The sequence below is a fragment of the Methylobacterium soli genome (genome assembly GCF_008806385.1).
Classification (GTDB): domain Bacteria; phylum Pseudomonadota; class Alphaproteobacteria; order Rhizobiales; family Beijerinckiaceae; genus Methylobacterium; species Methylobacterium soli.
In genome coordinates, this window is sequence record NZ_VZZK01000016.1 from 1 (window position 1) to 24,962 (window position 24,962).

Consider the following 24,962-nt stretch of genomic DNA (forward strand, 5'->3'; position numbering starts at 1 on the left):
CAGGGGCCGGATCGACTGATCCAGATCCTCCGGACGGCTCTCCGGGCTCAGAAGCGTCGGCGCCGATGACGGCGCGCCCGGATTCGCGGCCTGGCCCCCGCCGCGGCGGCCGGCCCGGATCACGCCGCCAGCGCCGGCATTCGCCCGGCGCATTGCGCGAAGGGCTGCAGCAGGACGCGCCGGCCCTTCAGATCGTGCACGGTCACGCGCCATTCCGACCAGTCGGTCTCGTCCTCCAGCGTCCGCATCACCTCCCGGGCGACCTGCTCGGCCCGCAGCGGCAGGCGGGCGGGCACGCGGATCTCCGCGCCCTCGGCGTCGAAGACGCATTCCGAACCGTTGGTGCAGTGGAAGCGATAGCGCGCCATTCCTCATTCCCTCTTCGTCTCGCGGTACCCGGCCGTCCGGCGGCCGATTCGCGCATGATTTGTTCTACATATGTTCTCACATCGGAGGGGCGATGGGGAAGCGCAAAATGCCGCATTCCGTCCTGTCTTCGGCGCTGCCGACCAGCCTGTTCGGGGCAATCTTAACGCCGCGCTTACCCTCTTGGCCGAGGTTGCGGCTCCCGATTGAGGAGAGAGAGGCACCATGACCGACAGTGTTGGAATCGCCGGCGATCGCATCCGCTCCATCATCGAGCGCGTCGAGAAGGTCGAGGAAGAGATCAAGGACCTGATGGAGGCCAAGAAAGACATCTTCCTGGAGGCCAAGAGCGAGGGTCTCGACGTGAAGATCCTCAAGGAGATCCTCAAGCTGCGTAAGCTCGACCAGGACGCGCGTGACGAACACGAGACGTTGCTCGAGGTCTACCTGCGCGCCATGGACGCGCCGACCCCGGCGCCGGTCGCTCAGGCGGCCTGACGCGCCGCCGCGCCCGCCTCAGCGCCAAGCCCCGAGGCGGGCGCGGACCTTGGCGGCGAAACGCTGCCGCTCGTTTCCCGTGCAGGAATCCATCCGGGTGAGCGCCAGCCATTCGAGCCGGCAGCGCCCAGCGCAGAGCGTCCGGATCCCGCGCCGGAACAGGCGCCAGTCGGGCCATCCGACGAGCCAGAGCAGCCATCGCGGCGAGCCGTAGGTGGTCACGATCGTGATCCGCCGGATGTTCGTCAGGAGCGGTCGCAGCACGCCGGGCCCCCCGAGCTCGAAGGCCACGCCGGGCAGCCAGACCCGGTCGAGCCAGCCCTTCAGCATGGCCGGCAGGCCGAACCACCAGGTCGGGTAGACCAGGACGAGAGCCTCCGCGCGCCGGAGCGAGGCCACGTGGCTCGCGATCTCGCCCCGGCCGGCCCCCCCGGTCTGATCGTAGTAGCGGCCGCGCTCCTCGGCATCGAGGGCGGGGCTGAACCCCTCCGCGTAGAGGTCTCGGATCTCCACCGCGTGCCCCGCCGACCGGAGCGCCTCGGCCGCCGCGTCCCGCAGGGCGGCGCAGAAACTGTCGGGCCGCGGGTGGCAATAGATCAGGAGGACACGCACAGGCCACGCTCCGAGCGACGGTCAGGCCGGTCCAGGCGGCGAGCCGGCCCGGCCGAGAATGGACCTAGCACGGTTCGATGCGCGGCTCCCCGTCGGGTGGCTTGGCGTCGGCCGGGACAACCGCGCGCCGGCGGTGCCCGATGCGGCCGGAGGGCCGGCCGCCGTTCGATGGTCCCGCGGGAGGCGGGCCGGGCGGGATCACCCTGACGGGGCGATCTGGCTCGTCCCGGCGCAACTGGTCCGCCGGCCGAGGCCGGGGAGCGCGCCGCGCGGCAGAGCGCCCCGGGAGCCAGGCTCCCGGGGCGCGGTTCGGCCAAGCGGCCAGTCTGATCGGGCTGGGGATGCTTCGGCCAAACCCGGTGAGGCTCAGTAGGAGCCGAACTTGTAGTTCAGGCCCGCGCGGACCACCGCGAACTCGTCGTCGCGGCGCCCGATGGCGCTGAAGGCCACGGCGGTATTGGCGGCGTTGTCGATGACGAGCGCGCCCTGGCGGCGGTTACCGCGGTCGAGGTTCACGTACAGGCCTTCGACCTTCAGCGTCACGGCCGAGGAGCGGAAGAAATTCAGGAACGAGTCGGTGGGCAGCGCGTACTCGACGCCGCCGCCGGCGGCCCAGCCGGTGCGGAAGTCGTCATTGCCGTTGAAGCCGCCGAAGCTGCGGTCGGCGCTGCCCGAGCCGTAGGCGAAGCCGCCGGTGCCGTAGAACAGGACGCGATCGAAGGCGTAGCCGACGCGGCCGCGGACGGTGCCGAAGAAGTCGAGGCTCGACAGGCCGCGCGGATCGACCGCCGAGAATCCGGCCGCCAGGGCACCGCCGCTGATCAGGGCGCTGCGACGGTCACGGCCGAAATCGACATATTGCGCGTCGGCCTCGAGACCGATCACCAGGCCCGAGCCGGGCGTGAACTGGAAGTTGTACCCGATCTGGCCACCGCCGGTGAACCCGTCCTGGCTCGACTGACGGAAGCTCGCGGTCGTGCCGGCGGTGGTCGCGAAGGCGGCCGGGATGCCGAAGGTGTTGGCGGAATCGTTGCTGGCGTCGAACGCGTAACCGGCATTGAAACCGGCATAGAAGCCCGTCCAGGTGAAGACCGGAACCGGCGTGAACACCGGCGGGGGAGCCGCGCGGCGCGGCAGATCGGCCGCCGAGGCGAGGGCGGTCGTGCCGGCAAGAACCGTCGCGGCGAGGAGAAGCGTTCTGATCATCAGGGGTCCTGTTCCCGTATGGGCTTTGACGACCGGGACAAGAAGGCAGCGCGCCGCCGGACGATAGTGCAGGACCGCAACAATGCGTCAGCGCATCGGGCAGGAATGCGATAAGACGTGCTCAAGCGCACATCATCGCACGATGGAATAAACTCCGGATCGGTTGATAGCCCAATTTAAATCAACAGAAATTCTGTCAGAGACATTATCAGAGCATCGAACCGATCATTTGTGCTTTCGCTAACCGCTTCGAGGCCGTGAACTTCAGGGCGCGATGCGATCCACGCGCGTGATCGCCTCAGGGTCCGCACAATCGCGGCGGGCCCGGTTCAGCGCCGGAACATGCCCTCCCCGGCCCAAGCTTCGGCCCGGTATCCGAAGCCGGCCGCGCCGCCGCGTCGGAGCCCGAACGAGGATCCGTCAGCACGTCGCCTCGGCTCCGGCCGTGAAAGAAAATTGCTCACCCTGTCGGAACAGCCGAGCCACTCGGCGGTACCCTCTGGACGAACAAACCGAGAGGGACACGCCCGATGTTCATGCGAATCGATCGCCTGCAAGCTGAGCTGCCCCAGCCGAAGAAACCCGATCCAAATGCTGCCGCGGCTCTTCAGGAACTGCTCGGCGGCAAGTATGGCGAGATGTCGACGCTCGGGAACTACATGTTCCAGAGCTTCAATTTTCGCGACAAGACGAAGCTGCGGCCGTTCTACAGCCTCGTGTCGAGCATCTTTGCCGAGGAACTCGGCCATGTCGAGCTGGTCTCGACCGGCATCGCCATGCTCAACAATGGCCCGGGCGACCAGACGCCGGAGGTCGACGTCTCCAAGGCGCCCTTCGAGGACATGAAGGACGTGCGCCTCGCCGGCAGCTTCCTGTCGAATGGCGGCGGCGCGATGCCGATGAACGCGAACGCGGCCTCGTGGAACATGGACATGGTCACCACGACCGGGAACATCATCATCGATCTGCTGCACAACTTCCATCTCGAATGCGGCGCCCGCCTGCACAAGCTGCGGGTCTACGAGACGCTGAAGGACCCGACCGGCCGCGAGGTCTGCGGCTACCTGCTGGTGCGCGGCTCCGTGCACGCGCACGCCTACGCGCTGGCGCTCAAGAAGCTGACCGGCGTCGAGATCGAGAAGATGCTGCCGACGCCCAATATCGACCTCTCCCGCATTCCCGAGTGCCAGAAATACCTGAACGAGGGCAGCCACCGGCGCCTCTACCGCTTCAGCCCCGACGACTACAAGGAGGCCGCCGGCGTCTGGTCGAACGACGAGGTGGCGCTGCCGGGCGACCCGCCGGGCAACCTCGAGGTCGTCGACGGACTGCCCGAGGGCGGCAAAATCCCCGAACTCGACGGCAATTACGGAGCCTTCGCGCCGAACTACGCCCCGGAAGAGATCTTCGAGGTCGCGAGCAAGCTCTACAAGAAGGGCCGCTGAGGCGCGCGGGGCCGGGGAGCGGACCCTCGCCGGCCCCCTCCCCGGCCCGACGCTCCGCCCATTCAGGGCTGTCGATGGATGGGATCGATCCAGTGGACGGCCTCGGGCCGCTCCACCGGCTCGACATCGGGCAGGTTGACGACGACCGCCTCGTTGTCCGAGCGCACCAGCACGCAATGCAGGGGCTCGTCCGTCGAGGCATTGATCTCCTGATGCGGCACGAAGGGGGGCACGAAGATGAAGTCGCCGGGGCCCGCCTCGGCGACGTATTCGAGCCGCTCGCCCCAGCGCATCCGGGCGCGGCCCGAGACGATGTAGATCACGCTCTCGAGCACCCCGTGGTGGTGCACGCCGGTCTTGGCGTCGGGCTCGATCGCCACGGTGCCGGCCCAGATCTTCTGCGCACCCACGCGCGCGTGGTTGATCGCCGCCTGGCGGAACATGCCGGGCGTCTGGGCGGTGTTCGGATCGAGCTGGCCGCCCGGGATCACCCGAACCCCGTCATGCTTCCAGCGCGCTTCCCCGGCCGGGCCGGCGCGGGCCTCCCCGGCCTCGGGGGCAGCCTCCCCATGCGCGTGGTCAGGGTCGTGATCGTGCATCGCTCGGGTCCCGTGCCCTCCCCCGCACCTGGCGGGGCACTCCGAGGATTGCCCGCCTGCGCGGCCTCCGCAAGCCCGGGCCGGCGCACCGGCCCGGATCGCCCCCGGCCCCGGCGGGCCGTTCGCCGCGGCATCAGGCGCCCGACAGGCGCGCCTTGCTCAGCGGCAGGCTGCGCAGGCGCTGGCCGGTGAGCACCGCCACCGCATTGACCACCGCCGGCGGCACGCCCGGCAATCCCGGCTCGCCGATGCCGCCCATCGGCGCCCCGCTCTCCACGATCGCCACCTGCACCCGCGGCATCCGGGTCCGGTCGAGGATCGGGTAGGCGTCGAAGTTCTTCGCCTGCCGCTCGCCGTTCTCGTAGACCACCTGCTCCAGGAGCGTGGCGGAGAGCCCGAGCGCGGCCGCTCCCTCGACCTGCCGCTTCACGATCGCCGGGTTGACCACGCGGCCCGGGTCGATCGCGATCCAGAGATCGTGCACCCGCGCCTCCCCGTCCTCCAGCGAGACCTCCGCGATGGTGGCCGTCTCCGAGCCGAAGGGCGAGGCCATCGAGACGCCCCGCGCCCGGCGCGACCCGTCCTGGGCCTCGAACGGACCGCGCTTCCAGCCGCCGGCGAGATCCGCCACCGCCTGCAGCAGGGTGCGGTGGCGCGGGCTGTCCTTCAGGAGCGTCATCCGGAGCGCGAAGGGATCGTGACCGCCGGCCTGCGCGATCTCATCGAGGAAGCTCTCGTAGAAGAAGTCGTTCATCGAGTGCCCGACCGAGCGCCAGAACGCGATCGTGACTGGGTGAGGCACCTTCACGTAGTCGAGGCGCCGGTTCGGGATGGCGTAGGGCTTCTTGTCGAGGCCCTCGACCACCGAGGAATCCACCGGCGCCTTGAAGATCGATCCGAACCAGCGCCCGATCGGGCCCTCGCCGACCGCCGTGGTCTGCAGCGCCACCGGAAGCCCGTCAGCCCCGAGCGCGGCCCTGAAGCGCGCGAAGCTCAAGGGGCGCACGGCATCCATCCCGAACTCCTCCTCCCGCGACCACAGCACGCGCACCGGCCGGCCCATCGCCTTGGCGAGCAGGATCGCCTGCGGGAAGGGGTTGGCCGGCCCGTAATAGAAGTGGCGCCCGAAGAAGCCGCCGAGCATCGGCGAGTGGATGCGCACCTGATCGGGCTGCAGCCCCGCGACCTTGGCGGCGACCTGCTGGAACAGCTCCGGCATCTGGTTCGGCAGCCAGAGGTCGAGGGTCCCGTCGGGGTTGAACCGGGCGATGGAGGCCGGCGGCTCGAGCTGCGCGTGGGCGAGGTAGGGCGCGTCGTATTCCGCCTCGACCACCTTCGCGGCGCCCGCGAATGCGGCATCCGGGTTGCCCTCCTGCTCGGCCGGGATGCCGGGCGCGGTCGAGCCCTTCAGCGCCGCCAGCATGGCGGCCGAGGAGAAGCCGCCCGAGACCGTGTCAACGCCCTCGGCTGCGGGCTTCGTCCAGGTGACGGCCAAGGCCTCCGCGCCCTTGCGGGCCCGCCACCAGGTGTCGGCCACCACCGCCACCGCGCCGGGCAGGCGCTGCACCGCCTGGACGCCCGGCATCGCCCGGACCTCGGCCTCGTTGGCGATCGCCTCGGGTTCGGTGCCGAGATGGGGCGCGTGCTGGATGGCGGCGTGCAGCATGCCGTCGATGCGGATGTCGATGCTGTAGACCGCCCGGCCGGTGGACTTGTCGCGCATGTCGAGGCGGGCCACCGGCTTGCCGATGTAGCGGAAAGCCTTTGGATCCTTGAGCGCGACGTCGTCACGGGGCTGAAGCGCCAGCGCGGCCGCCGCGAGCTCGCCGTAGCCCAGGGCGCGCCCGGTGGCCACGTGGATCACGCGCCCGTTCTCGGTGGTCAGGGAATCCTGCGCCACCTTGAGGCGCGCGGCGGCGGCGCGCAGCAGCATCTCGCGGGCGGTGGCGCCGAGCCGGCGCATGGCCTCGAAGCTGGAGCGGGTGGAGAAGGAGCCGCCGGTCATGCGCAGGCCGTTCACCACCGCGTAATCCGGCCCCGGCGGGGCGCATTCCACCGCGAAGCGGGCCGGGTCGAGGTCGAGCTCCTCGCCGATGGTCTGGGCAAGCCCCGTGTTGATGCCCTGCCCGCCCTCCACGAAGGGGCTGAGCAGGCGGACCGAGTTGTCGGGCCGGATCTCCAGGAAGGCGGCCACGCGCGTGCCGGGCTTCGGGGCGATCGCGGCCGGGCCCTCCGCCCGGGTCTGAGCGGCGGCCGGCGCGAGCCGCAGACCGACGCCGAGGAGGAGCGCGCCGGAGGCCGCGCCGAGGAAGCCGCGGCGGGAGAGGTTGCGGACCGGCTCGCGGTCGCGCTGGCCGGGCCGGAGGACGGGCGTGAGGTCGTTCATGGCATCCTCCCTCAGGCCGCGGCCTGCCGCACGGCGGCCGCGATGGCGTTGTAGGTGCCGCAGCGGCACAGGTTGGTCATCGCCTCGGCGATCTCGGCCTCGGAGGGCTTGGGATTCTGCTTGAGGAGGCTGGTCGCGGCCATGACCTGGCCCGACTGACAGTAGCCGCATTGCGGCACCGCGATGCCGACCCAGGCGGCCACGACCTTGGCGCCGACCGGGTCCTGCTCGACCGCCTCGATGGTGGTGATCGCCTGGGTGCCGACGCTCTCGGCGGGCACCTGGCAGGAGCGGGTCGCCTGCCCATCGAGAAGCACCGTGCAGGCGCCGCATTGGCCGATGCCGCAGCCATACTTGGTGCCGGTGAGCCCGAGGCTGTCGCGCAGCACGAAGAGCAGCGGCGTGTCGGGCTCAACCTCCGCCTGATGGGGCACCTCGTTGATCGTGAAGGTCAGCATGCGGGATCTCCTCACAGGCGATGACGTGTCGGGGCGGCAGGCGCGCGCCCGGCGGGAAGCCAGGCCCCGCTCAGGAGGCCTGCGGCGTTGATCAGGCCGACCGCGACGAGGCCGAGGCCGAGGGCCAGGAACACGCCATCGGGCACGAAGCCGAAGCACAGGGCGAGCCAGCCGCCGCCGAGCGCCAGTATCACCCGCAGGAGCCCGGCGGCCAACGCCCAGCCGACCCGGCCGGCGCCCTGCGCGGCGAAGTAGAGGGCGAGGCCGAATCCGAAGAAGCCGTAGAGGGGCCCGACCATCTGCAGGTAGCGGGTGCCCACCGCCAGCATCGCCGGATCGTCGCCGAACAGGCCGAGCCACGCCTCCGGCCGAAGCGCGGCGGCGACGCCGATCGCCTCCGCGGCGAGGCCCGCCAGCGCCGCGCCGATCCAGGCGGCGCGGCGCGCCCGCTCGCGGTCGCCGGCTCCGATCGCGGTGCCGACCAGGGCGGCGAGCGGGGCGCCGAGGCCGAAGACCAGGGGAACGAGCAGGTATTCGAGGCGCGTGCCGGTGCCGTAGCCGGCCACCGCCGCCGGCCCCGCGGCGCCGACGAGGCCGGTGGCGGTCGCGATGGTGACATTCGTGGTGGCGCTGACGAGGGCCGAGACGAGCCCGACGCGCAGGATCTCGCGGGCCGGCGGCCAGGCGAGAGCGGGCGGACGCGCGGGCGGACGCAGCACGCCGCGCCCGGACCAGAGATGAAGCGCGAAGACGAGGCTGCCCGCCGCGTAATAGCCGATCACCGCCGCCCCGCCCCCGGCAATGCCGAGCCGCGGCAGCGGCCCCCACCCGAAGATCAGGGCGGGCGAGAGGGGAATCAGCACCAGGGCGCCGAGGCAGGTGACCGAGGCCGGAAGCACCATGTTGCCCGCGCCGCGGATCACGGCGGCGAGCCCGTTGAAGAGCCAGATCAGCGCCGCGCCGGCGAAGACCACCTGCGCGTAGGTGATGGCGGCGGCGAGCGACCCGTCGCGCCCGCCCATGGCCCGGTAGGCGCCGGGCCCGAGGGTCAGGGCCAGAACGGTGGTGAGGAGGCCGAGCCCGAGGGCGATCGCGACGGCGTACCAGGCGAGATCCCCCGCCGCCTGCCGGCGTCCCGCCCCGAGGGCGCGCGAGACGGCCGAGAGGATGCCGCCCCCGACGGCGCCGGCCGAGACCATCTGGACGAGCATCAGCAGGGGAAACACCAGGGCCATCCCGGCCAGGGCGTCGGTGCCGAGCCCCGCCACGAAGTAGGTCTCGATCAGGCCCACCGATGCCTGCACCACGGACATCAGGACATTGGGAACGGCCAGCCGCAGGAGGGTCGGGACCAGCGGCGCCTGCAGCAGGCGCCGGGTGCGCGGATCCATGGGCGGGCTCACCGACGGCTCAGGCGGCGGGGCGCGAAAAGCCCTCGGGCCGCAGCCGCGGCCCGCCTGCGCGCCCTCGTCGGCGGCCCGCAGGCGCCCGTTCGCGAGGGCTGTCCCCGCTCGGATCGGCTCTGCCATCGTGGTCTCCGGTCCTCGGCGGTGGTTTGAGCCCTGGCGGCCGGGATGCGGCGCAGCCCGCCGCGATCGCCGCGCCGCCGGCGACGAACGGGTCTCGGCAACGGCGCCCGCCCGGGATGGCGTCCGACCATTTAGTGGCATATGCATCTTTATCGAGAGGGGTGTCAAGCACGCGGACGGGCAGCTTTCCGCCGGATGACCCGTTAAGGGCAGGAGGCCGTCGGGCAGACGGTCCCGGTCTGCCCGGGCCGTGCCAGGGTTTGGAGACGCGATGAAACCGGACCTGAGCCCGTGCAGCAACGCCGCGCTGCGCCAGGCCATGCGGCGCCTCGGGCAGCTCTACGACGACGCGCTGGCACCGAGCGGGCTCCGGGCGACGCAGCACGGGCTCCTGGCGACCATCGAGGCGCTCGGCACGCCCACGATGGGCGCGGTGGCCGAGCGCCTCGTGATGGACCTGTCGGGGCTCGGGCACACCCTGAAGCCCCTGGCGCGCGACGGCTTCATCCTGCTCGTCCCCGACGCGCAGGACCGGCGCGCCCGCCGCGTCACCCTGACCGAGCTGGGCCGGACGAAGCTCGCCGAGACAACGCGGCTCTGGCGCGGGGCGCAGGACCGGTTCGAGGCAACCTTCGGGACGGAGCGGGCCGCGGAACTCCGCTCGGTGCTCAGGCTCCTGGCCTCGCAGGATTTCCACGATGCCTTCGTGGCGGGACGGCCGCTCGCCGAGAACGCCGACTGACCGGAAAGACCTCGACCGGCGGGAGCGAACGTCCGGGTCCGCTCCCGGTGTTCCGAGACAGCTTTCGTGAGCAATCGGCAACGCCGTCAATCTGCGCCCGAAGACCTGCAGCCGCACGACAGCAGACCTAAGATTATATGCCGAGAATTGTAGCGTTTGTACAGACAAATACCATTATTGTACTATGGCAAATGTTAAGAAAAATCGTATTTGCCGCATTTCAGCCATATTCCGAGCTAGAACAACACCCAGCAACAAGCCAGACAAATCGAAGACATCGGGGAGTCAGATCGACGATGTATCCAAGCAAAATCGCAGATTATGCTGCCTTAAGCTTTTGAATCATTGTGAATTTGCAAGCATGAATCCGCCGATCACGCGCCGAGCCTCTGCGGCGCGGGAGGCCTGAGCGTCGATCGGCGCGCGAATCCGTCCGACCACCCCCTCGACGCCGGGCAACGGCTCTGAAATCCGGAGCGGGCGGATCTGCGCGGCTCCTCAAGGATCGTGTCGTCATTCAGGACCCGCACGGCCGTGAAGGACGGTCTCAAACCTTCGTTGGTCGCGGGGCGAGGTCACGCCCCTCCCCTGTGCTGGAAGCGGCTCGCGATCGTCGCGTGGCAGCGCGCAGATGCACTCGACCGAGCTCTCCGCTCAAAGATTGAGTTGTCTTTTCGAGCGAATATCCTCCAATTTGATAGTTGTCTTGCGTATATAATACAGAAATTTATTAGAAACCATCTGATTTGAATTCCAAATCTGCTCAAGACACCGCGCAGGTCAATATTGTCTGCCGGCCATGACGCTTGCCTTGAGCAAGAACCTGAAAAGTCACGCCGAACAGAAGAACGTCTTGGATTTTTCCAAGCAACGCGAACAAACGCAAGGGGATAGAATGATTTCCATCACAACTTACGGTGCCAGCGCGTCCGCGAAGGACAATACTGCGGCGATTCAGTCCGCCATCAACGCCGCGAAGGCCGCCGGCACCACGGTCGACGTGCCCGCCGGCACGTTCAAGCATGCCGGGGTCCTGAACCTCGATGGCGTTCAGATGACGGGCCATGGGGACAGCAGCGTCCTGGCGGCCACCAACGCCGCCACCCAGGCCGTGATGCTGACGGGCACCGGCGCCGGGCTCTCCAACCTCAAGCTCGTCGGCGCCGGCGGGGAGCGGCTCGCATCCTACGAGGCCGGCGGTCTCTCGGTGCTGAACGCGACCAACTTCACGGTCGACCACGTCACGATCGATCACGCCAGCGCCGCCGGCATGCACATCTCCGGCTCCTCGAACGGCAAGGTCACGAACAACGTCCTGTCCTATACGGGCGCGGATTCGATCCACTTCTCGAACTACGAGGGCGTCAACCACGACATCGAGGTGGCGGGCAACCGGATCGACCATAGCGGGGATGACGGCGTGGCGGTCGTCAGCTACGCGGCTGACGGTGCGGCCAGCTACAACATCAACGTCCACGACAACGCCGTCGTCGACCAGATCTGGGGCCGCGGGTACAGCGTCGTCGGCGGGCACGACATCGTCATCGAGGACAATTACTACAACAACAACCAAGCCGGATTTGCCGGCGTCTACATCGCCGCCGAGGGCGAGTACGGCACCCTGCCGGTCGACAACGTCAAGGTTGAGGACAACGTCATTGTCAGCGCCGGCGGCAATCACGGGTCGATTCACGTCTACGCGTCGAGCGGGCCGGTCACCGACATCACGATCGACAACAACTGGATCTACAACTCGAAGAACACGGACGTCATCCTGAACGGGGGGTCCGGGCAGTCCGGGATCAGCGTCACCAACAACGACGATTACGGGCCGGCTGCCTTCCTGTCGGATCAGGCCGGGGCGAAGCCGGTGGTCAGCGGAAACACCGAGAACGCGGCCAAGGCGGCCCCGACCCTCACGGAGTGGCTCGCCGCCCACAACGACGGCGGGACCGCGGCCCCCGCTCCGGTGACGTCGGCTCCCGCGCCGATCACAACGGCGCCGAGCCCCGCTCCGACGACGCCCGCTCCAACCGCGCCGACCCCCGCCCCCGCCGGCCTGACCCTGATCGGCAACAGCGGCGGCAACACCCTCAAGGGCGGCGCCGGCAACGACATCCTGAACGGCCACGGCGGCAAGGACATGCTGACGGGCGGCGCCGGCAGCGACAGCTTCGTGTTCGACACGCGCTCAGAGGCCAATGGCGACACCATCACGGATTTCGCGCACGGCCTGGACAAGATCGACCTGTCGCATATCGACGCGAACAGCCGCGCGGCGGGCAACCAGGGCTTCACCTTCATCGGCGAGCAGGGTTTCCACGGGACGGCCGGCGAGTTGAAGGCGTATCATTCGGGCGCCAACACCTACCTGGCCGGCGACGTCAACGGCGACGGCTCCGCCGATTTCACGATCAAGGCGCTCGGCGCGCACAGCTTCGCGACCGCCGACTTCATCCTCTGAGATCACAGCCCCCGGCAAAGCCGGGGGCTGTCCGCGTCCGAGACCCGCGTGGGAATTTTCCGCGCGGCCGCGGAATCGCCGCAGGCGATCGGGCGGCTCACCCGTCGGCCGGACCAGGATCCAGGCCCCGGCTCGGTTATCCGCCGCAATGCCAAAGGTGTAATCCTCCCGAGCTATCGCCGCGTCAATTCTGCCGTGAACAGGGCAGGATCAGAAATTCAGGGGCCAAAACATCAAAGGTTAATTTAGAACGACTGCTGTCATGCACCATATCTCGGCGCGGAGCATGCGTTTATGAGAAATAGTGCAGGGGCTCAGGAGAGATGAATCATCCGAAACCGATCTCCATTCCCAGCAAGGCAGATCTCAGGTCGACGATCTTTCACGAACCCTGGTGGCTCGATATCGTCACCGGCCGGACGCATGATCGTGTGCAGGTCAAGCGCGACGGGCAGGTGGTCGGATGGATGCCCTATTGTCCGAGACGCCGGATGGGTTTGTCCGCTCATCTGATGCCGCCCCTCACGCACTTCCTCGGGCCGGTTGTGGCTGAAGGCGAGGGAAATATCGACACGCGCTTCATCACGCGTCTCGGCATCCTTCGTGAATTGATCCAGCAACTCCCCAAGGCCGACCTGATCAATATCAAGTGCCACCGCGGAGTTACGGATACGATCGCCTTTCAGGAGAACGATTTCGCGACGTCCGTACAATTTACATTCGAGATCTTTCCGCAATCGATCGACACCGTCTGGAAGAACATGCGTTCGCCGCGTCGAACCGTGATACGGGGGGCGCAGCGGGAGGGGATCACGGTCGAGAATTACGGGGACGCGGATGCGTTCGCTGATTTTTACTGGAGGAACCTGGACGAGCGCGGGGCAAAACCGCGGTTCAGCAAGACATTGTGCCGCGACCTGATCGACGCCGCGACGGCGCGAAATCGCGGACGCGTGCTCTTCGCCAACGATCGGCACGGGGAGCACGTCGCGGCCATCTTCTACGTGTGGGATCTGGAAGCCGCCTATTACCTGATGACCACGCGCACGCAGCAGAGCCACAATGGTGCGATCAGCCTCCTGGTCTGGGAGGCCATCAAGAACACGATGCAGATGAATCTGGTCTTTGACCTGGACGGGCTGCACCACGAAGGCGCGATCATGTTCCTGGCGGGATTCGGCGCCCAGGTGAGCCCGCGATACATCCTGACCCGGGGCAACCTCTTCCTGCGCACCGGCTGGGAGATCAAGACCCGCGGCCTGCGCGGGAAGCATTTCTGCTGATCGCGACAGGCCGCCTGCGGTCGCGGGCTGCAGGGTTCGCGCGTTCCGACATTCGGTGGATCCGCCCGACCCGCGCGGAGACGCGATCCGGGCGAGAGCGGAGCGCCGATGCCGTCGGGACGAAGTCGGTGAAGCCGAGGATCAGGCAGGATCGAGGGCCCGGATCGTTCGATTGCGGGCGGAATCAGCGGTCGACGACCCGCATCCGCAGGGTCCGCCGCCCCCTCAACGACCGAGCGCGACGACGCCGACCCCGCTCACGATCAGGGCAAGGCCGGCGATGCGCGACACGGTCAGGGCCTCGCCCAGCATGAGGTGCCCTGCCAGCATGGTCAGGACGATTCCCAGCGCAACGCAGGGATAGGCGTAGGAGACATCGATCCGTGAGAGCACCAGGAGCCACACGACGGCACTGAGCCCAAACGTCAGGAGGCCTCCGAAGACGGCCGGCGCGAACGCCACGACCAGAACCGTCCTCAGGCCGATCGGACCGGCGAGCGCCGCCTGCACGGCGGCCGACGACATCCCGATCTTCAACAGGATCTGCGCCGAAGCGGACAGGGCGACGCTCAGCAGCACGAGGGCGAATGTCGCGGGAGTCACCGATCATTACCTCCGAAGGCGGCGGACGGCCGGCGGGACGCGTCGAAGACGCAGAGGCCGGAATGGCTGAAGACGATCGGGGCCGGCACCGGCTCCGCCGTGCAGGCATCGACCAAGTAGGGGATGTTCTCCCGGAACGCGAAGCTGAGGCGATCCCGGATACCGGGCAGGTTCAGCACCGCCGCGGTGCGGGCGCGCCATTCCGCGTAATAGCCCGGTGACCACATGACCGCAGCCCCATACCCGAAATCCGCCCAGACGCGGCGATGGGCATAATATTGAAACACTTCGCTGCCGCGTGCCAACGCAAGCTGCTTGCCATCCCCCATCGGAAGATCCCGGGGATCGGAGACGGGCCCGCCCCTCGGGGAACCCTGCGACAGCTTCGGATTCGCGACGGGCAGGAGAAACACGGCATCCGGCGCGGTCGCGGCCCGCGCCCAGGTCCCGAGGTCGCGCCATTTCGCGATATCTGCCCGAATCGCGGCATTTGCCCGTTCATTGCCCACGGCGATCGCCAGCCAGGACGCCAGCAGGAGCGGTAGCGCGAGGAGATCGAGCCGCACGCGTTCGAGCCGGGGCGGCGCTGCGCGGCGCCCCCGCGCAGCCCAGAGCGGGGCGAGGAGGAGCGGCAGGGCGAGCTTGCTCGTGGTCAACGCGGCGGCGGCGACCAGCCCCCAAGGCCACGCCCCCCAGCGCGCGCCCCGGGTCAGCCACAGGGTCGTCAGCGACACCGTCGCGAGGGTCACCATCAGCTGGATGCTGCCGCTCGCGCGGAGCAGGTGGAGGTTCAGGATCGGCGCCGCATGGGTGAGGAGCGGCAGGACGGCCCCGACGGCCCAGACCATTCCGAAGCCGATGAGGGCCTCCAGGCAGAAGGCGCGGGGAAGCTGCGCGGCCGCGAGCGCGCCGATGATCACGCTGGCGAGAAGAAACAGAAGGCTCGGTCCGGAGATCGAACCGACAAGAAAGTGGTCCGGATAGAACGCGTACAGGAATGTCGTGTAATCGTAAGGGACTGGACGGCCGTAGGTCGGATTGTTGAGGACGAGGCTGACGACCGGAGCCGCCAGCGCCGAGAACGGCAGCAGGCCCAGAAGGGCGCGCCGCAGAACAATCCGACTCGCGACCTCTCGCCGCCGGACTAGGCCGATCATGATCAGCCCGAGCGGCAACGCGTTCCAGACCGCCATGAAGGCATTCAGGAAGAAGACCGCGCCGTTGAGCGCGAAGGCTGCCGTCAGCCGCCCCCGCGCCGCGAAGGCGAGCAGGATCAGCGTGACCCCATTGGCGATCTCCGAATGCGTGAAGACGTTCAGGAACAGGCCGCCTCCCCCGGCGGGGGAGAGAAGCCGCATCGTGCTGGCGAAGGTCAGGAGGAGCACGAAGGTGACGCGCTGCGGCAGGGTGCGAATGCCGACAAGGTCGGCGCATAGAAGGAAGCCGAGGAAGCTCGCGCAGCGGGACAGATAGGCGAGCAGGAGGAACAGCGGCTGGTGGGCATCCCCGCTCACGCGGCCCGCCAGGAGCCACCAGAACCCGGAGGCGAAGTGCGGCAGGGACTGGATATAGGCATCCTGCGTGAATTGCGGCTCCGTCCAGAGCGCCGCCAGGATGCCGAGGTGATAAAGGTTGTTGCCGAAGCCGGAGACGTGGCCCGTCACGATCAGCGACAGGCCGGCGCCGAGGGCGGCCGTGACCAGAAGTTGGCGCGGAGCCGAGGCCATCGGCCCGGACGCGGCCCCGGCGGGAAGGACGCCGGCGCCCTCAGAGTGGTTCCGAGAGCCTTCGCGCCAGCGATGAAGCTGCGCCGCGCAGCCGACGGCGCATCGCGACAGGGGCATCAGGACCCTCACGGATCGGGTGGCGAGGGCGCACCGAGCCGGCAGGCCAGCCGCGCAGGGATCGGCAGGGTGATGCCGCGATGGGCAGGATGCTCGGATCCGCCGCCCGCATCGACCGGCAGGAACCGGATGCCATTCCGGGGCGCGTCGTCAGGCACAGATATCGTCATCTCCATCCCTGAATGCGCGTCATTGTGGTAAGCTGCTACCGGCTACCGCGTTGCGCCAGGACGGCCGGGATCGTGCGGATGAGAATGCTGAGATCATGCGCGAGCCGCCAATGCGTCGCGTAATGCAGGTCCAGCGCCACACGCTCGTCATAGGTGCAATTGCTCCGTCCGGACACCTGCCAGAGGCCTGTGATGCCCGGCGTGACGGAGAAGCAGAGGTGGAAGGCGTCGCCGTAGCGTGGAATCTCCGCCGTCACGATGGGACGCGGGCCCACGAGGCTCATGTCCCCCTTCAGCACGCTAACCAGCTGGGGCAACTCATCGAGACTGGTCTTGCGCAGGATCCGGCCGAGGGGGGTCACGCGCGGATCGTGGCTGAGCTTGTGGAACTCGCTCCACTCACGCTCTGCAGCAGGATTCTGTGCAAAGTAATCGCGCAGGACCTCGTCGCCATTCACAAGCATCGAACGAAACTTCAGAATCTTGATCGTCCGGCCTTGCTGCCCGACGCGCGCATGACGATAGAGCGGCGCGTGTCCGTCGCTCGCCCAGATCAACAAGGCGAGCAGGCACATCAGGGGCAGCAGGACCATGAGGGCAAGAGCAGCGACACTGAAATCGAGGCAGCGCTTGCCGGCTTGCTCGAGCGCCTGCGATGCCGCTGGCCTGAGCAAAGGATCCGTGATGATCTCCCGAGCTTGCTGCGATGCAGCGGATTGCAGCCGACGCGCGTGTTCGGCTCCTCTAGGCATGCTAGAGCCTCCAAAAATATCGTCCAAACGACTTAATTTTAGCTTGCAAGCCACGTACCACCAGCAAAAACAATACACAAGATTGCTAGTCCTGATGAACTATTACCCCACTTCGGAGTACGATATCGCACGCTGTGGATGTCTCTCGTCTTTGTTCAATAAGCTTACATGCCTGAAAGCCACGATATACGAAAGAATACGCATATGTCCGGATATTTTGCTCAGCGGTCAGGGGACCGCGATATGATCGTGTTGTTGTTCGGCGCCATCCTGGGCGGCTTGATTGGCGCCCTGTTCGGAGGTGGTGGCGTGACGCGGACCGTCGTGATCGTGCAGATCGGCGCCTGTTTCGGGGCGATCGTCGCCGCCGAGATTCTGAGACGCCGCCGATCCTGACGCGGTCCGTCGGGCGCCGGGCCACAGGCAACAAGTCTTTGGTTTTTCTGCAATAACCTGGAATTTCGCGCAGAATCCGCGAGCAGGGGTTGCAGGCTCCTCCGATCATGCCGCCCGGTCCGGCACTCCGAACTCGGACCGCCCCGACACGCGCGATCGACACCCCGCATGGGACCGTACGCAGCGCCGATGACGGGTCGTTTGCCGGTCATCTTCAAGTAATCGTTCGCGTTCCTTCAGAAGGATCGTCTTGCAAAACACCGGCACGGAAGGGCTTTCGGCCTCCGTCGGGCGCCTATGATGTGCTGCAGTGCAATGATAAGTTCGACGCCATACCGACGCGGCCTGACGCTGAGCGCGCGAGCCTCAGGCTGGCGCGCGCCCGTCACCGGGTGATCGGGGCCTTGCGGGAGGTTTTCAGCCTTGCACCTTTACATCAATGGCCGGTTCCTCACCCAGCGGTTCTCCGGCGTCCAGCGCTTCGCCATCGAGTTGACCGGCGCCATCGACGCGCTCGTCGGCGAAGGGGCGTGGCCGGCCGCCACCATTCTGGTGCCTCCGGGCCCGGCAGCGCCCCGACCCTACCGGTTCCTCGGCATGCGCCAGGTCGGACGCGCCAGCGGGCATCTCTGGGAGCAGCTCGAATTGCCGTATTTCAGCCGCGGCGGCTTCCTCCTCAATCTCGGAAACACCGCCCCCCTGGCGAAGGGATCGCGGCAGGCGGTCGTCATCCATGATGCCGGCGTCTACGATATCCCGCACGCCTATTCGCCCGCATTCCGAACCTGGTACAGGACGCTCTATCGCGGCTTGGCCGGGCTCGACGCGTCGCTCGTCACGGTCTCGCGGTTCTCGCAGGCGCGCCTCAGCGCCCGACTGCACTTGGCCCCGGACAGGATCGGGATCATGCGAGAGGGATCGGACCATATCCTGAGGGATTCCGGCGATCTCTCGGGACTGCCCGTCGACGGGAAACCCTTCGTCCTCGTCGTGGGCAACCTGGTGGCCCACAAGAACCTGTCGGCCTTGACGGCCTGCATCACCCCGTTGCGGGAGCGGGGCCTCGCCTTGGCGATCGTGGGGACCGGGGTGCGCACGATCTTCCAGTCGGCAGGCCATGAGGCCCTGGCCGGGGCGCTGATGCTCGGTCGCGTGACGGATCGACAGCTCAGCGCACTCTACAAGGCCGCGACCTGCCTGATCTTCCCATCGAGCTACGAGGGCTTCGGATTGCCGGCCGTCGAGGCCATGGCCTGCGGCTGCCCCGTCATCGCGCAGTCCGGCGGCTCGATCGCGGAGATCTGCGCGGAGGCCGCCCTCTATTTCGACGCCCGCGTCCCCGGATCGCTGGTCGATGCTCTGCGCGAGGTCGTGGGCGACCGCGAGCGCGCCGAGGCCATGTCCCGGATAGGGCTGGGGCGGTCCGCGCATTACACCTGGCGCAACGCGGCTTCGGACCTGTCGGGGCTTCTCCGAGACCAGATCGGCGAGACGAGGCGCCTCGGCACCGAGCGCCTCGTCCGCTGAAGCGCGGGATGATCGTTGCAGGCGCCCAAAAGTATTAATCCCAAAAGACCAATCGGGCGGAAACCGCACGGAATTAAACTCGACCGCCAAGCTTACTTCGTACGCTTATCAATAAACCTGCTCTCATGCTATCAGTCTTGGCCTTTTTCATCTAAGCTTTGCCGGCTTCTGTTATTTGGCCGGTATGATCGATGAGGATTCTAGACCTTGAAGGCACTCTTGCCCATTCTTCTCGCGGCTGTGCTCAACGATAGCGCACCACCTGCCCTATCGATCCTCGATTTTGGCGCCTCCCCGTCGGCCGAGGACAACACCGCGGCGATCGAGACCGCCATCGCGGCCGCCAAGGCGCGCGGCGTCCGGGTCTCCGTGCCGGCGGGCACGTTCAAGCACGCGGCCGCCTTGCGCCTCGATGGTGTGCAGATCGAGGGCGAGGGCCCATCCAGTGTGCTCCAGGGGACGGACCGCGAGAACATGGCGCTCATGCTCACGGGGCGCGGTGCAGGGATCCAGAACCTGCAATTGATCGGACCGCCCGGCGAACGCTACGCCTCGTACGAATCCGGAGGGGTCGCGGTGCTCAAAGCGCAGAACTTCCTCATCCGCGGGGTGACGATCAACCATTCGGGCGGCGCCGGCATCCACGTGTCCGGATCGCGCGACGGCCTGATCATCGGGAATGCCCTGACCTATACGGGGTCCGATTCCATTCACCTCTCGAACTACGAGGGCGCCAACCACGACATCGCCATCGTGGAGAACCGGATCGACCACGGCGGGGACGACGGGGTCGCGGTGGTCAGCTACGCCGACGGGCCGCCGAGCTACGCGATCGACATCGCCCGAAACGCCGTCACCGATCAGATCTGGGGGCGCGGCTACAGCGTCGTCGGCGGCCACGACATCAAGATTGCCGGCAATTTCTACGACAACAACATGTCGGGCGCGGCGGGAATCTACATCGCGGCAGAAGGCGCCTACAACACGCTCGGCGTCTCCAACGTGACGGTGACCGACAACACCCTCAAGAATGCCGGCGGCAAGCATGGCTCGATCCATGTCTTCGCCGACAACAACACCGTCCGCTCCGTGCTCGTCGAGCACAACACCATCTACGCGTCGCGGGCCGCCAGCATCGTGGTCAACGGCGGCGGCGGGGCCTACGATATCGCCGTCCGGAACAACACGTCCTACGCCCCTGCGGTCCGGAGCTTCGTCCAGCAGCGCGACGGGACGCGCGTCCAGCAGGCCGACAACACGATCCTCGATTCGTCGGATCCTGCGGCCGGGCAGGCGCCCGCAGCCGGGCAGGCGCCCGCGGCCGGGAAGATGCCCGCGACGCGGCGCCCCTGAGGGGAGCCCGCGCGGCCAAGCCCGTCACCGCGGCCGCGGCACCCGGGCCGATCCGAGCCCGGCGAACTCCCGGCGGAAGCCGTCGGCGCGCGCGCAGGCGGCGTAGAGCTTCAGCAACTGGCTGTTCATGCGATCGGACCGGTGATGCGCCTGGAAACGGTCGTAGCCGGCTCGGCCGAAGCGGGCGAGATCCGCCTCGGTCACCTGCGTGACGAGCGTGACGATCTGCTCGACGTCGCCGCAGGCGAACAGCCGGCCCGTCTCGCCATCGACAACGATCTCCTCGAGGCCGCCGACCCGGCTGGCGAAGATCGGGAGCCCTGCGCGCATCGCCTCGATGGCGACGAGTCCGAAGCCCTCCCAGCGCGAGGGAATGAGAAGCAGGTCGGCGTCCCGGTAGAGGGCGTCCAAGCCGCTCCGGTCACACCAGCCGCGGATCGTGACGTTCGCGGGAGGGGCGTGCGACCTGCCCGGATCGGTGAGGTAATCGCCGACGGCGAGGCCCTCCGCGCGGTCTGGCACGCGACGCATCGCGTCGAGGAAGAGATCGAAGCCCTTCTGGCGATCGAAGCGGCCCACATACAGGATCTTCAGCCGCCGCGGACCGAGGGGCCGCCCCCGTTCCGATCGGGGCGGCGCGGGGCCGGCCGGCGGCGCAATCCCGTTCTTGATGGTGACGCATTTCCGGGCAGGAAGTCCCGCCTGAACGGCCTCGTGCCATTCGTGGTCGGAGATGCAGATGATCCGATCGGAGCGGAAGGCCAGGATCCGCTCGATCAGGACCAGGAGCGTTCTCGGTGAGCCTTCCCGCAGGAAGCTCCACCCATGCGGGCAATAGAGCAGCCGGCCCCGGAACCGGACCAGGACGGCGCAGAGCCGGACGATGACGCCCGCGAAGGTGGAATGGACGTGAACGATGTCCGGCTTCTCGATCACGAGCACCGCCAGGACATGCCAGGCTAGGCGAAGCATTCCGATGAGCGAGCCGCGCGCGTGCGGATAGGGCTTCAGGATCAGCTTCGCGCTGCCCAGATGCGCGAAGCTGCCCGCGTTGACCGCAGGCAGGACCGCGATGATCCGCTCGATCTCGGGCGCGCGGAGCTGCTCGGGGATCACCTCCTCGAGATAGCTCAGGACGCCGCCCCGGGGCGCCTCGGTGATGTGGGCGACGCGCATCGCGATCCTCTCGGCCTTCGTGATCAGGAGGCGGCATGCCCATCCCGGAATCCTGCGGCCGATCCGCCGTTCCGGACTGCGCCGCACCGCACCGCGAGCCGGGCCAGGCCGGCGTCAGTGATCCAGGCTCCCGGAGGTGCTGATGATCTGCAGGCTCACCTCGATCAGGTCGCCGGGAAGCACGCGGCTGTCCTCGCTCGCGCTGAATTCCCGCGTCTCAGAGCCCTCGATCCGGACGAGCCGGATCTCGGCCTTCTTCTTGATGTCGTAGAGCGAGAGCGACTTGAGGGACCCGGTGGACAGGAGCTTCTCCTCCAGGGCCTTCATCCGGAAGGCGTTCTTCGAGAGTTTCAGCTCCGATTCCTCGATCTTCTTCATCAGCTCGGTCCGCCTCAGGGCTTCGAGCTTCTGATGCTGATTGCCGAGGTCCTCCCGGATGCGCTCGACCTCCGCGGCCTGGGCCGTGATCTGCAGAACGCGCTGGGAGGCGAGCAGGTAGGAGCGCTGCTCGCTCGTGAACTGGGTGATCGGCGTCAGACCGCGCTGGAATTGGTCCTTCACCCGCGCCAGGTCGGCGGCCTGCTGCTCGAGGCCGATTTCCTCCTGCTGCTTCTGCTTGAGAAGGGAGTCGATCTGGGTCGTGGTCTTGGTCTTGACCGTCTTGTAATAGGCCCGCTGGCTGTTCAGATCGTCCAGATTCGTCTGCAGCTGTCCGATCTCCAGATTGGTGATCCTGCTGAGCAACGGCGCCTGGACCGGCATGTTGACCAGGGCTTTCGTGTCGATCTGGGCAACCTCGTCGAGTTCGGACCGCAGGCGCACGAGGCGCACCTTGTGCTCGGCCGAATCCGTCCGCAGGCCGTCATACTCGCTCAGCCAGTCGGACGCCTCGGTGGCGGATCTCTTCCCGCCCTGGCGGAGGCTGTCATAGCCGCCGGCGAGCGCCACCGCCTTGCGCACCGTCATGCCGGTGCGGAACGCATATTCGCCGGGCTTCGAGACGTCGCCGCCGACGTAGAAGGGCCGCATCTCGACGACGTTGACGAGGACGTGGTCCCGCCCGATCGGGATGAAGTTGTCCTTCCCGTCCGGCAGCCTCTGGCGGAAGACCTTACCCGACAGGGCATCCTGGACCCGCGCATGAACCTCGGCCAAGCTCAGCCCCGCGGCCGGGCTCGATCCGACGAGCGGCACCATGATGCTGCCATCCGGGTTCACGGTGGTGCGCTGCTTCAGGTCAGGCAGGCCCGTCACGGAGATTTCGAGGACGTCTCCCGCCCCGACCGTGTATCCCGTCTCGGGCCCGGCCTGCGCGCCCGGAAGCACGGCCAGCAGGACAAGGAGCGCTGCAGGAAGGGCTGCCTTGAATCCGAACCGGCGCGGCCAAACAGCGAGATCGGGCAAGGCGGGCATTCCTTCATCATCGAGGGACCGGGCTTCTCCGCGCTACGATCGCGACGGTCTCGGCAGAGATCGCGCGGTGGGTCGCGGTGGAGCGCGACGATCGGCGTCGCGGACATCGATCGGGGCGAACATCGTCGCGCAGAGCTTCGCTGATTCCATACCCGAATTGTAGTGAATTTCAGCCTCTGTACGGATGTGCACTTTGTCTAGTTCGATTATCCTGATGTATTTCTCCGTCTAATATTGCTTGATAGCCGATCAATCCGAAGCAAAATCGAGTAAATCTTGGGCGGCTTGACGCCGGAATCGGCATCGCCTGCCCGTCCGCTGGCGGCCCCGATCGTCATGAGGCCCGCTGGAAGCGCCCGAGAAGGAGCGCGATCGCGCATCCGGCGGCTCCCCCCAGGACCACGAAGGTGAGCAGAATGGGCAGCAGCCGCGGCCAGCTCGGCCGGGTCGGGGAGGTCGCGGGCGCGACCCGCTGGACGCTGGCCTCCGATGCCGGCGTCCAGCCCGAGAGCTCGATCGAGCGCTGGAGCAACTTCTCGTACGCGGCGCGGGTCGAGCGCGCGACGCTGTCCAACTCGCGGATCCGCGCCTGGCTCTCCGCGAATTCCCGGGCCCGCCCGGCCCGCTCCTTCTCGACGCTCTCGTAGCTGCGTGCGTAGCCGCGACCGGACTCGATCGGTCCCGCGCTGGCTTGCGCCGCCGCCGCATCCCCGGGAAGGCCGTCATCCTTGGAGGATTGCGCGGCCTTCTCGGCAGCGAAGGACTGCATCCGCAGCTCTTCCACCCGGCCGCCCAGGGCTTGGAGTTCGCGGGCATTGTCCTGGGCCTTGAACTCGTACTGATCGGTGATGAAGCTCTCGACGATGGCATTCGCAAACTGCGCCGCCTTGTCCGGATCGCGCATCCGGAACGAGATCTCGACGAGTTGGCTCAAGCCCACCCGCTTCACGCCGAGGCGCTCGCGCAGCTGATCGACGACCCATTGCGTGCTGACCTCCGGCGTGCCCTCCCCGACCGCCGCCAGCCCGAAGGGCCAAGCCTTCGGCTTGGCGAATTCCGGGTCGGAGCGGAGCGCGAGGGTCTCGGCGGCCCGCCTCAGGATCCGGTCGGAGCGCATGATCTCGATCTGATTCTCGACCAGGATCGTGTTGGCGACCCCGTCGCCCGAGCCCGAGCCGCCCGTGAGATTGGCGCTTTTCGGCTCGCGGATCAGCAGGAGGGCACTCGCGCTGTACCATTTGGGAGCCATCTGGCTGTAGGCGATTCCGGCGATCATCGACACCGCGACGATCGCGGCGATCAGCCAGGCGTGGCCGCGCAGGCTGGCGCCGATGTCGAACCGGGCTTCGCGGGAGGCCGGAGGAAAATGTTCCGAGGATTGTGCATCCCGGGCAAATTCGGGTCTTCCTGCCGTGAAGATATGAGTCAATAGACGTCTCCGCACGTTGCGTCGGTGGACAAGATCCACACAAGCAGCAGGCCTGCACCGTAACGATCTGGCACGGTAATGCTTGCTTCCGGACAGGACCACAACTGCTTCAAGCCTTCAGGCCATGGCAATTAAGATCTAGGACCGATTTTTTTGAAGCGCGCGCCCGGCCTGTGATCCCGGTCACCGCGCTGCACCCCGCGACGGGCGTGGATCGCACCCGTCTCGCCGTCGCGGGGCTTCATGCAGGATTCGTGCAAAGATCGCCACAGGCGAACGAAGCAGACCAGCATCGCGCGTCAGGTCCTGCCGGGTCCGAGACCGCACGAGACAGGTTGATACCGTACAGGAGCGTGGATTTGTCTTGTTATGTCCATGGGATACGGTGATCGCTCATTCACGCGACGCGACGATCGATGAGCCGGAGGTCAGAACATCCCGGCACGGTAGCATGCTTTGTGCTTGATCGGCGGACATGAGGTTTCATCGCTCCGGCACGCGCCGTTGGGCTTGCACGGCGCCGATCGCGTCAAAGCGGTGCTTGCGCAGATCGACGCGTAACTTGCGAGCCTGCGTTCGAACAAGCAGCCCATGTCTTCCAAGCAGCCCATGTCTTCATCCCCGCCTCCGCACGCGTGCCGGAACGAGCGAGGCAGGGTTTGTGGATCCTCGCATCCTGTGCCGGTTCCGCACCCTTCGGTCCAGAAACGC

General features: G+C 67.5%; 22 protein-coding genes. 8 read left to right on the forward strand and 14 right to left on the reverse strand.

Annotation, left to right across the window (positions count from 1 at the left end):
- Positions 1-119: 119 nt before the first annotated feature.
- Complete coding sequence (locus F6X53_RS15985; protein ID WP_151001207.1) at positions 120-368, reverse strand: DUF6894 family protein; 249 nt, start codon at positions 366-368, stop codon at positions 120-122.
- Between the two features lie 223 nt (positions 369-591).
- On the opposite strand from F6X53_RS15985, the gene F6X53_RS15990 reads away from it, so the two are divergent.
- Positions 592-864, forward strand: coding sequence for a DUF2312 domain-containing protein (locus F6X53_RS15990; RefSeq protein ID WP_150966574.1), 273 nt, complete (start codon positions 592-594; stop codon positions 862-864).
- Between the two features lie 18 nt (positions 865-882).
- Here F6X53_RS15990 and F6X53_RS15995 read toward each other — a convergent pair whose 3' ends face one another.
- Together F6X53_RS15995 and F6X53_RS16000 are read right to left on the reverse strand one after the other, a co-directional pair.
- Positions 883-1,476 (reverse strand): NAD(P)H-dependent oxidoreductase, encoded by a 594-nt coding sequence (locus F6X53_RS15995; protein ID WP_151001208.1) that lies wholly within the window; start codon positions 1,474-1,476, stop codon positions 883-885.
- A 366-nt stretch (positions 1,477-1,842) separates the two neighbouring features.
- Complete coding sequence (locus F6X53_RS16000) at positions 1,843-2,682, reverse strand: outer membrane protein (RefSeq protein WP_151001209.1); 840 nt, start codon at positions 2,680-2,682, stop codon at positions 1,843-1,845.
- A 530-nt stretch (positions 2,683-3,212) separates the two neighbouring features.
- Between F6X53_RS16000 and F6X53_RS16005 the strand changes: the two genes are divergently transcribed.
- Positions 3,213-4,127, forward strand: coding sequence for a manganese catalase family protein (locus tag F6X53_RS16005; protein WP_151001210.1), 915 nt, complete (start codon positions 3,213-3,215; stop codon positions 4,125-4,127).
- A 62-nt stretch (positions 4,128-4,189) separates the two neighbouring features.
- On the opposite strand, the gene F6X53_RS16010 is transcribed toward F6X53_RS16005, so the two are convergent.
- The 4 genes from F6X53_RS16010 to F6X53_RS16025 all read right to left on the reverse strand — a co-directional run bounded on the left by F6X53_RS16010 (position 4,190) and on the right by F6X53_RS16025 (position 8,961).
- Complete coding sequence (locus F6X53_RS16010) at positions 4,190-4,726, reverse strand: cupin domain-containing protein (protein WP_151001211.1); 537 nt, start codon at positions 4,724-4,726, stop codon at positions 4,190-4,192.
- A gap of 133 nt (positions 4,727-4,859) precedes the next feature.
- Complete coding sequence (locus F6X53_RS16015; RefSeq protein ID WP_151001212.1) at positions 4,860-7,112, reverse strand: xanthine dehydrogenase family protein molybdopterin-binding subunit; 2,253 nt, start codon at positions 7,110-7,112, stop codon at positions 4,860-4,862.
- Positions 7,113-7,123: 11 nt separating this feature from the next.
- Positions 7,124-7,570: a (2Fe-2S)-binding protein gene (locus tag F6X53_RS16020; protein ID WP_151001213.1), complete on the reverse strand. Its 447-nt coding sequence runs from the start codon at positions 7,568-7,570 to the stop codon at positions 7,124-7,126.
- A gap of 11 nt (positions 7,571-7,581) precedes the next feature.
- Positions 7,582-8,961 (reverse strand): MATE family efflux transporter, encoded by a 1,380-nt coding sequence (locus tag F6X53_RS16025; RefSeq protein ID WP_151001314.1) that lies wholly within the window; start codon positions 8,959-8,961, stop codon positions 7,582-7,584.
- Between the two features lie 409 nt (positions 8,962-9,370).
- On the opposite strand from F6X53_RS16025, the gene F6X53_RS16030 reads away from it, so the two are divergent.
- From F6X53_RS16030 to F6X53_RS16040, 3 genes are all read left to right on the forward strand, one after another.
- Complete coding sequence (locus tag F6X53_RS16030) at positions 9,371-9,841, forward strand: MarR family winged helix-turn-helix transcriptional regulator (protein WP_151001214.1); 471 nt, start codon at positions 9,371-9,373, stop codon at positions 9,839-9,841.
- Between the two features lie 895 nt (positions 9,842-10,736).
- Complete coding sequence (locus F6X53_RS16035; RefSeq protein WP_191970860.1) at positions 10,737-12,305, forward strand: M10 family metallopeptidase C-terminal domain-containing protein; 1,569 nt, start codon at positions 10,737-10,739, stop codon at positions 12,303-12,305.
- A gap of 323 nt (positions 12,306-12,628) precedes the next feature.
- Positions 12,629-13,588 (forward strand): GNAT family N-acetyltransferase, encoded by a 960-nt coding sequence (locus tag F6X53_RS16040; RefSeq protein WP_151001216.1) that lies wholly within the window; start codon positions 12,629-12,631, stop codon positions 13,586-13,588.
- Positions 13,589-13,813: 225 nt separating this feature from the next.
- Here F6X53_RS16040 and F6X53_RS16045 read toward each other — a convergent pair whose 3' ends face one another.
- From F6X53_RS16045 to F6X53_RS16055, 4 genes are read right to left on the reverse strand one after another with little or no spacing between them, the layout of a single operon-like run.
- Entirely contained in the window at positions 13,814-14,191 is a 378-nt protein-coding gene (locus tag F6X53_RS16045; protein ID WP_210386386.1) for a DMT family transporter, read from the reverse strand.
- Positions 14,188-16,035: a hypothetical protein gene (locus tag F6X53_RS16050; protein WP_151001217.1), complete on the reverse strand. Its 1,848-nt coding sequence runs from the start codon at positions 16,033-16,035 to the stop codon at positions 14,188-14,190. The genes F6X53_RS16045 and F6X53_RS16050 overlap by 4 nt, the downstream gene beginning before the upstream one ends.
- Before the next feature lie 8 nt (positions 16,036-16,043).
- Positions 16,044-16,205 carry a hypothetical protein gene (locus F6X53_RS32420; RefSeq protein WP_191970861.1) on the reverse strand — a complete coding sequence of 54 codons (162 nt, stop codon included), beginning with the start codon at positions 16,203-16,205 and terminating at the stop codon, positions 16,044-16,046.
- A 35-nt stretch (positions 16,206-16,240) separates the two neighbouring features.
- Positions 16,241-16,957: a sugar transferase gene (locus F6X53_RS16055; protein ID WP_151001218.1), complete on the reverse strand. Its 717-nt coding sequence runs from the start codon at positions 16,955-16,957 to the stop codon at positions 16,241-16,243.
- Between the two features lie 204 nt (positions 16,958-17,161).
- Between F6X53_RS16055 and F6X53_RS16060 the strand changes: the two genes are divergently transcribed.
- The 3 genes from F6X53_RS16060 to F6X53_RS16070 all read left to right on the forward strand — a co-directional run bounded on the left by F6X53_RS16060 (position 17,162) and on the right by F6X53_RS16070 (position 20,233).
- Complete coding sequence (locus tag F6X53_RS16060) at positions 17,162-17,353, forward strand: hypothetical protein (protein ID WP_151001219.1); 192 nt, start codon at positions 17,162-17,164, stop codon at positions 17,351-17,353.
- Positions 17,354-17,776: 423 nt separating this feature from the next.
- Positions 17,777-18,880 (forward strand): glycosyltransferase family 4 protein, encoded by a 1,104-nt coding sequence (locus F6X53_RS16065; RefSeq protein ID WP_151001220.1) that lies wholly within the window; start codon positions 17,777-17,779, stop codon positions 18,878-18,880.
- Positions 18,881-19,087: 207 nt separating this feature from the next.
- Complete coding sequence (locus tag F6X53_RS16070; protein ID WP_151001221.1) at positions 19,088-20,233, forward strand: right-handed parallel beta-helix repeat-containing protein; 1,146 nt, start codon at positions 19,088-19,090, stop codon at positions 20,231-20,233.
- 24 nt (positions 20,234-20,257) lie between these two features.
- On the opposite strand, the gene F6X53_RS16075 is transcribed toward F6X53_RS16070, so the two are convergent.
- The 3 genes from F6X53_RS16075 to F6X53_RS16085 all read right to left on the reverse strand — a co-directional run bounded on the left by F6X53_RS16075 (position 20,258) and on the right by F6X53_RS16085 (position 24,251).
- Positions 20,258-21,409 (reverse strand): glycosyltransferase, encoded by a 1,152-nt coding sequence (locus F6X53_RS16075; RefSeq protein ID WP_151001222.1) that lies wholly within the window; start codon positions 21,407-21,409, stop codon positions 20,258-20,260.
- A gap of 114 nt (positions 21,410-21,523) precedes the next feature.
- Positions 21,524-22,822: a polysaccharide biosynthesis/export family protein gene (locus F6X53_RS16080; RefSeq protein WP_151001223.1), complete on the reverse strand. Its 1,299-nt coding sequence runs from the start codon at positions 22,820-22,822 to the stop codon at positions 21,524-21,526.
- A 334-nt stretch (positions 22,823-23,156) separates the two neighbouring features.
- Positions 23,157-24,251: a GumC family protein gene (locus tag F6X53_RS16085; protein WP_191970862.1), complete on the reverse strand. Its 1,095-nt coding sequence runs from the start codon at positions 24,249-24,251 to the stop codon at positions 23,157-23,159.
- Positions 24,252-24,962 lie beyond the last annotated feature (711 nt).

What these genes read in the sequence shown, in the direction of transcription:
- F6X53_RS16075 (WP_151001222.1), bottom strand. Translation starts at nt 21,409, where the DNA reads ATGCGCGTCGCCCACATCACCGAGGCGCCCCGGGGCGGCGTCCTGAGC.
- F6X53_RS16040 (WP_151001216.1), top strand. Translation starts at nt 12,629, where the DNA reads ATGAATCATCCGAAACCGATCTCCATTCCCAGCAAGGCAGATCTCAGG.
- F6X53_RS16080 (WP_151001223.1), bottom strand. Translation starts at nt 22,822, where the DNA reads ATGCCCGCCTTGCCCGATCTCGCTGTTTGGCCGCGCCGGTTCGGATTC.
- F6X53_RS16050 (WP_151001217.1), bottom strand. Translation starts at nt 16,035, where the DNA reads ATGCCCCTGTCGCGATGCGCCGTCGGCTGCGCGGCGCAGCTTCATCGC.
- F6X53_RS16010 (WP_151001211.1), bottom strand. Translation starts at nt 4,726, where the DNA reads ATGCACGATCACGACCCTGACCACGCGCATGGGGAGGCTGCCCCCGAG.
- F6X53_RS16030 (WP_151001214.1), top strand. Translation starts at nt 9,371, where the DNA reads ATGAAACCGGACCTGAGCCCGTGCAGCAACGCCGCGCTGCGCCAGGCC.
- F6X53_RS16055 (WP_151001218.1), bottom strand. Translation starts at nt 16,957, where the DNA reads ATGCCTAGAGGAGCCGAACACGCGCGTCGGCTGCAATCCGCTGCATCG.
- F6X53_RS16015 (WP_151001212.1), bottom strand. Translation starts at nt 7,112, where the DNA reads ATGAACGACCTCACGCCCGTCCTCCGGCCCGGCCAGCGCGACCGCGAG.
- F6X53_RS16005 (WP_151001210.1), top strand. Translation starts at nt 3,213, where the DNA reads ATGTTCATGCGAATCGATCGCCTGCAAGCTGAGCTGCCCCAGCCGAAG.
- F6X53_RS32420 (WP_191970861.1), bottom strand. Translation starts at nt 16,205, where the DNA reads ATGACGATATCTGTGCCTGACGACGCGCCCCGGAATGGCATCCGGTTC.
- F6X53_RS16060 (WP_151001219.1), top strand. Translation starts at nt 17,162, where the DNA reads ATGTCCGGATATTTTGCTCAGCGGTCAGGGGACCGCGATATGATCGTG.
- F6X53_RS16035 (WP_191970860.1), top strand. Translation starts at nt 10,737, where the DNA reads ATGATTTCCATCACAACTTACGGTGCCAGCGCGTCCGCGAAGGACAAT.
- F6X53_RS16020 (WP_151001213.1), bottom strand. Translation starts at nt 7,570, where the DNA reads ATGCTGACCTTCACGATCAACGAGGTGCCCCATCAGGCGGAGGTTGAG.
- F6X53_RS16000 (WP_151001209.1), bottom strand. Translation starts at nt 2,682, where the DNA reads ATGATCAGAACGCTTCTCCTCGCCGCGACGGTTCTTGCCGGCACGACC.
- F6X53_RS15985 (WP_151001207.1), bottom strand. Translation starts at nt 368, where the DNA reads ATGGCGCGCTATCGCTTCCACTGCACCAACGGTTCGGAATGCGTCTTC.
- F6X53_RS16025 (WP_151001314.1), bottom strand. Translation starts at nt 8,961, where the DNA reads ATGGATCCGCGCACCCGGCGCCTGCTGCAGGCGCCGCTGGTCCCGACC.
- F6X53_RS15990 (WP_150966574.1), top strand. Translation starts at nt 592, where the DNA reads ATGACCGACAGTGTTGGAATCGCCGGCGATCGCATCCGCTCCATCATC.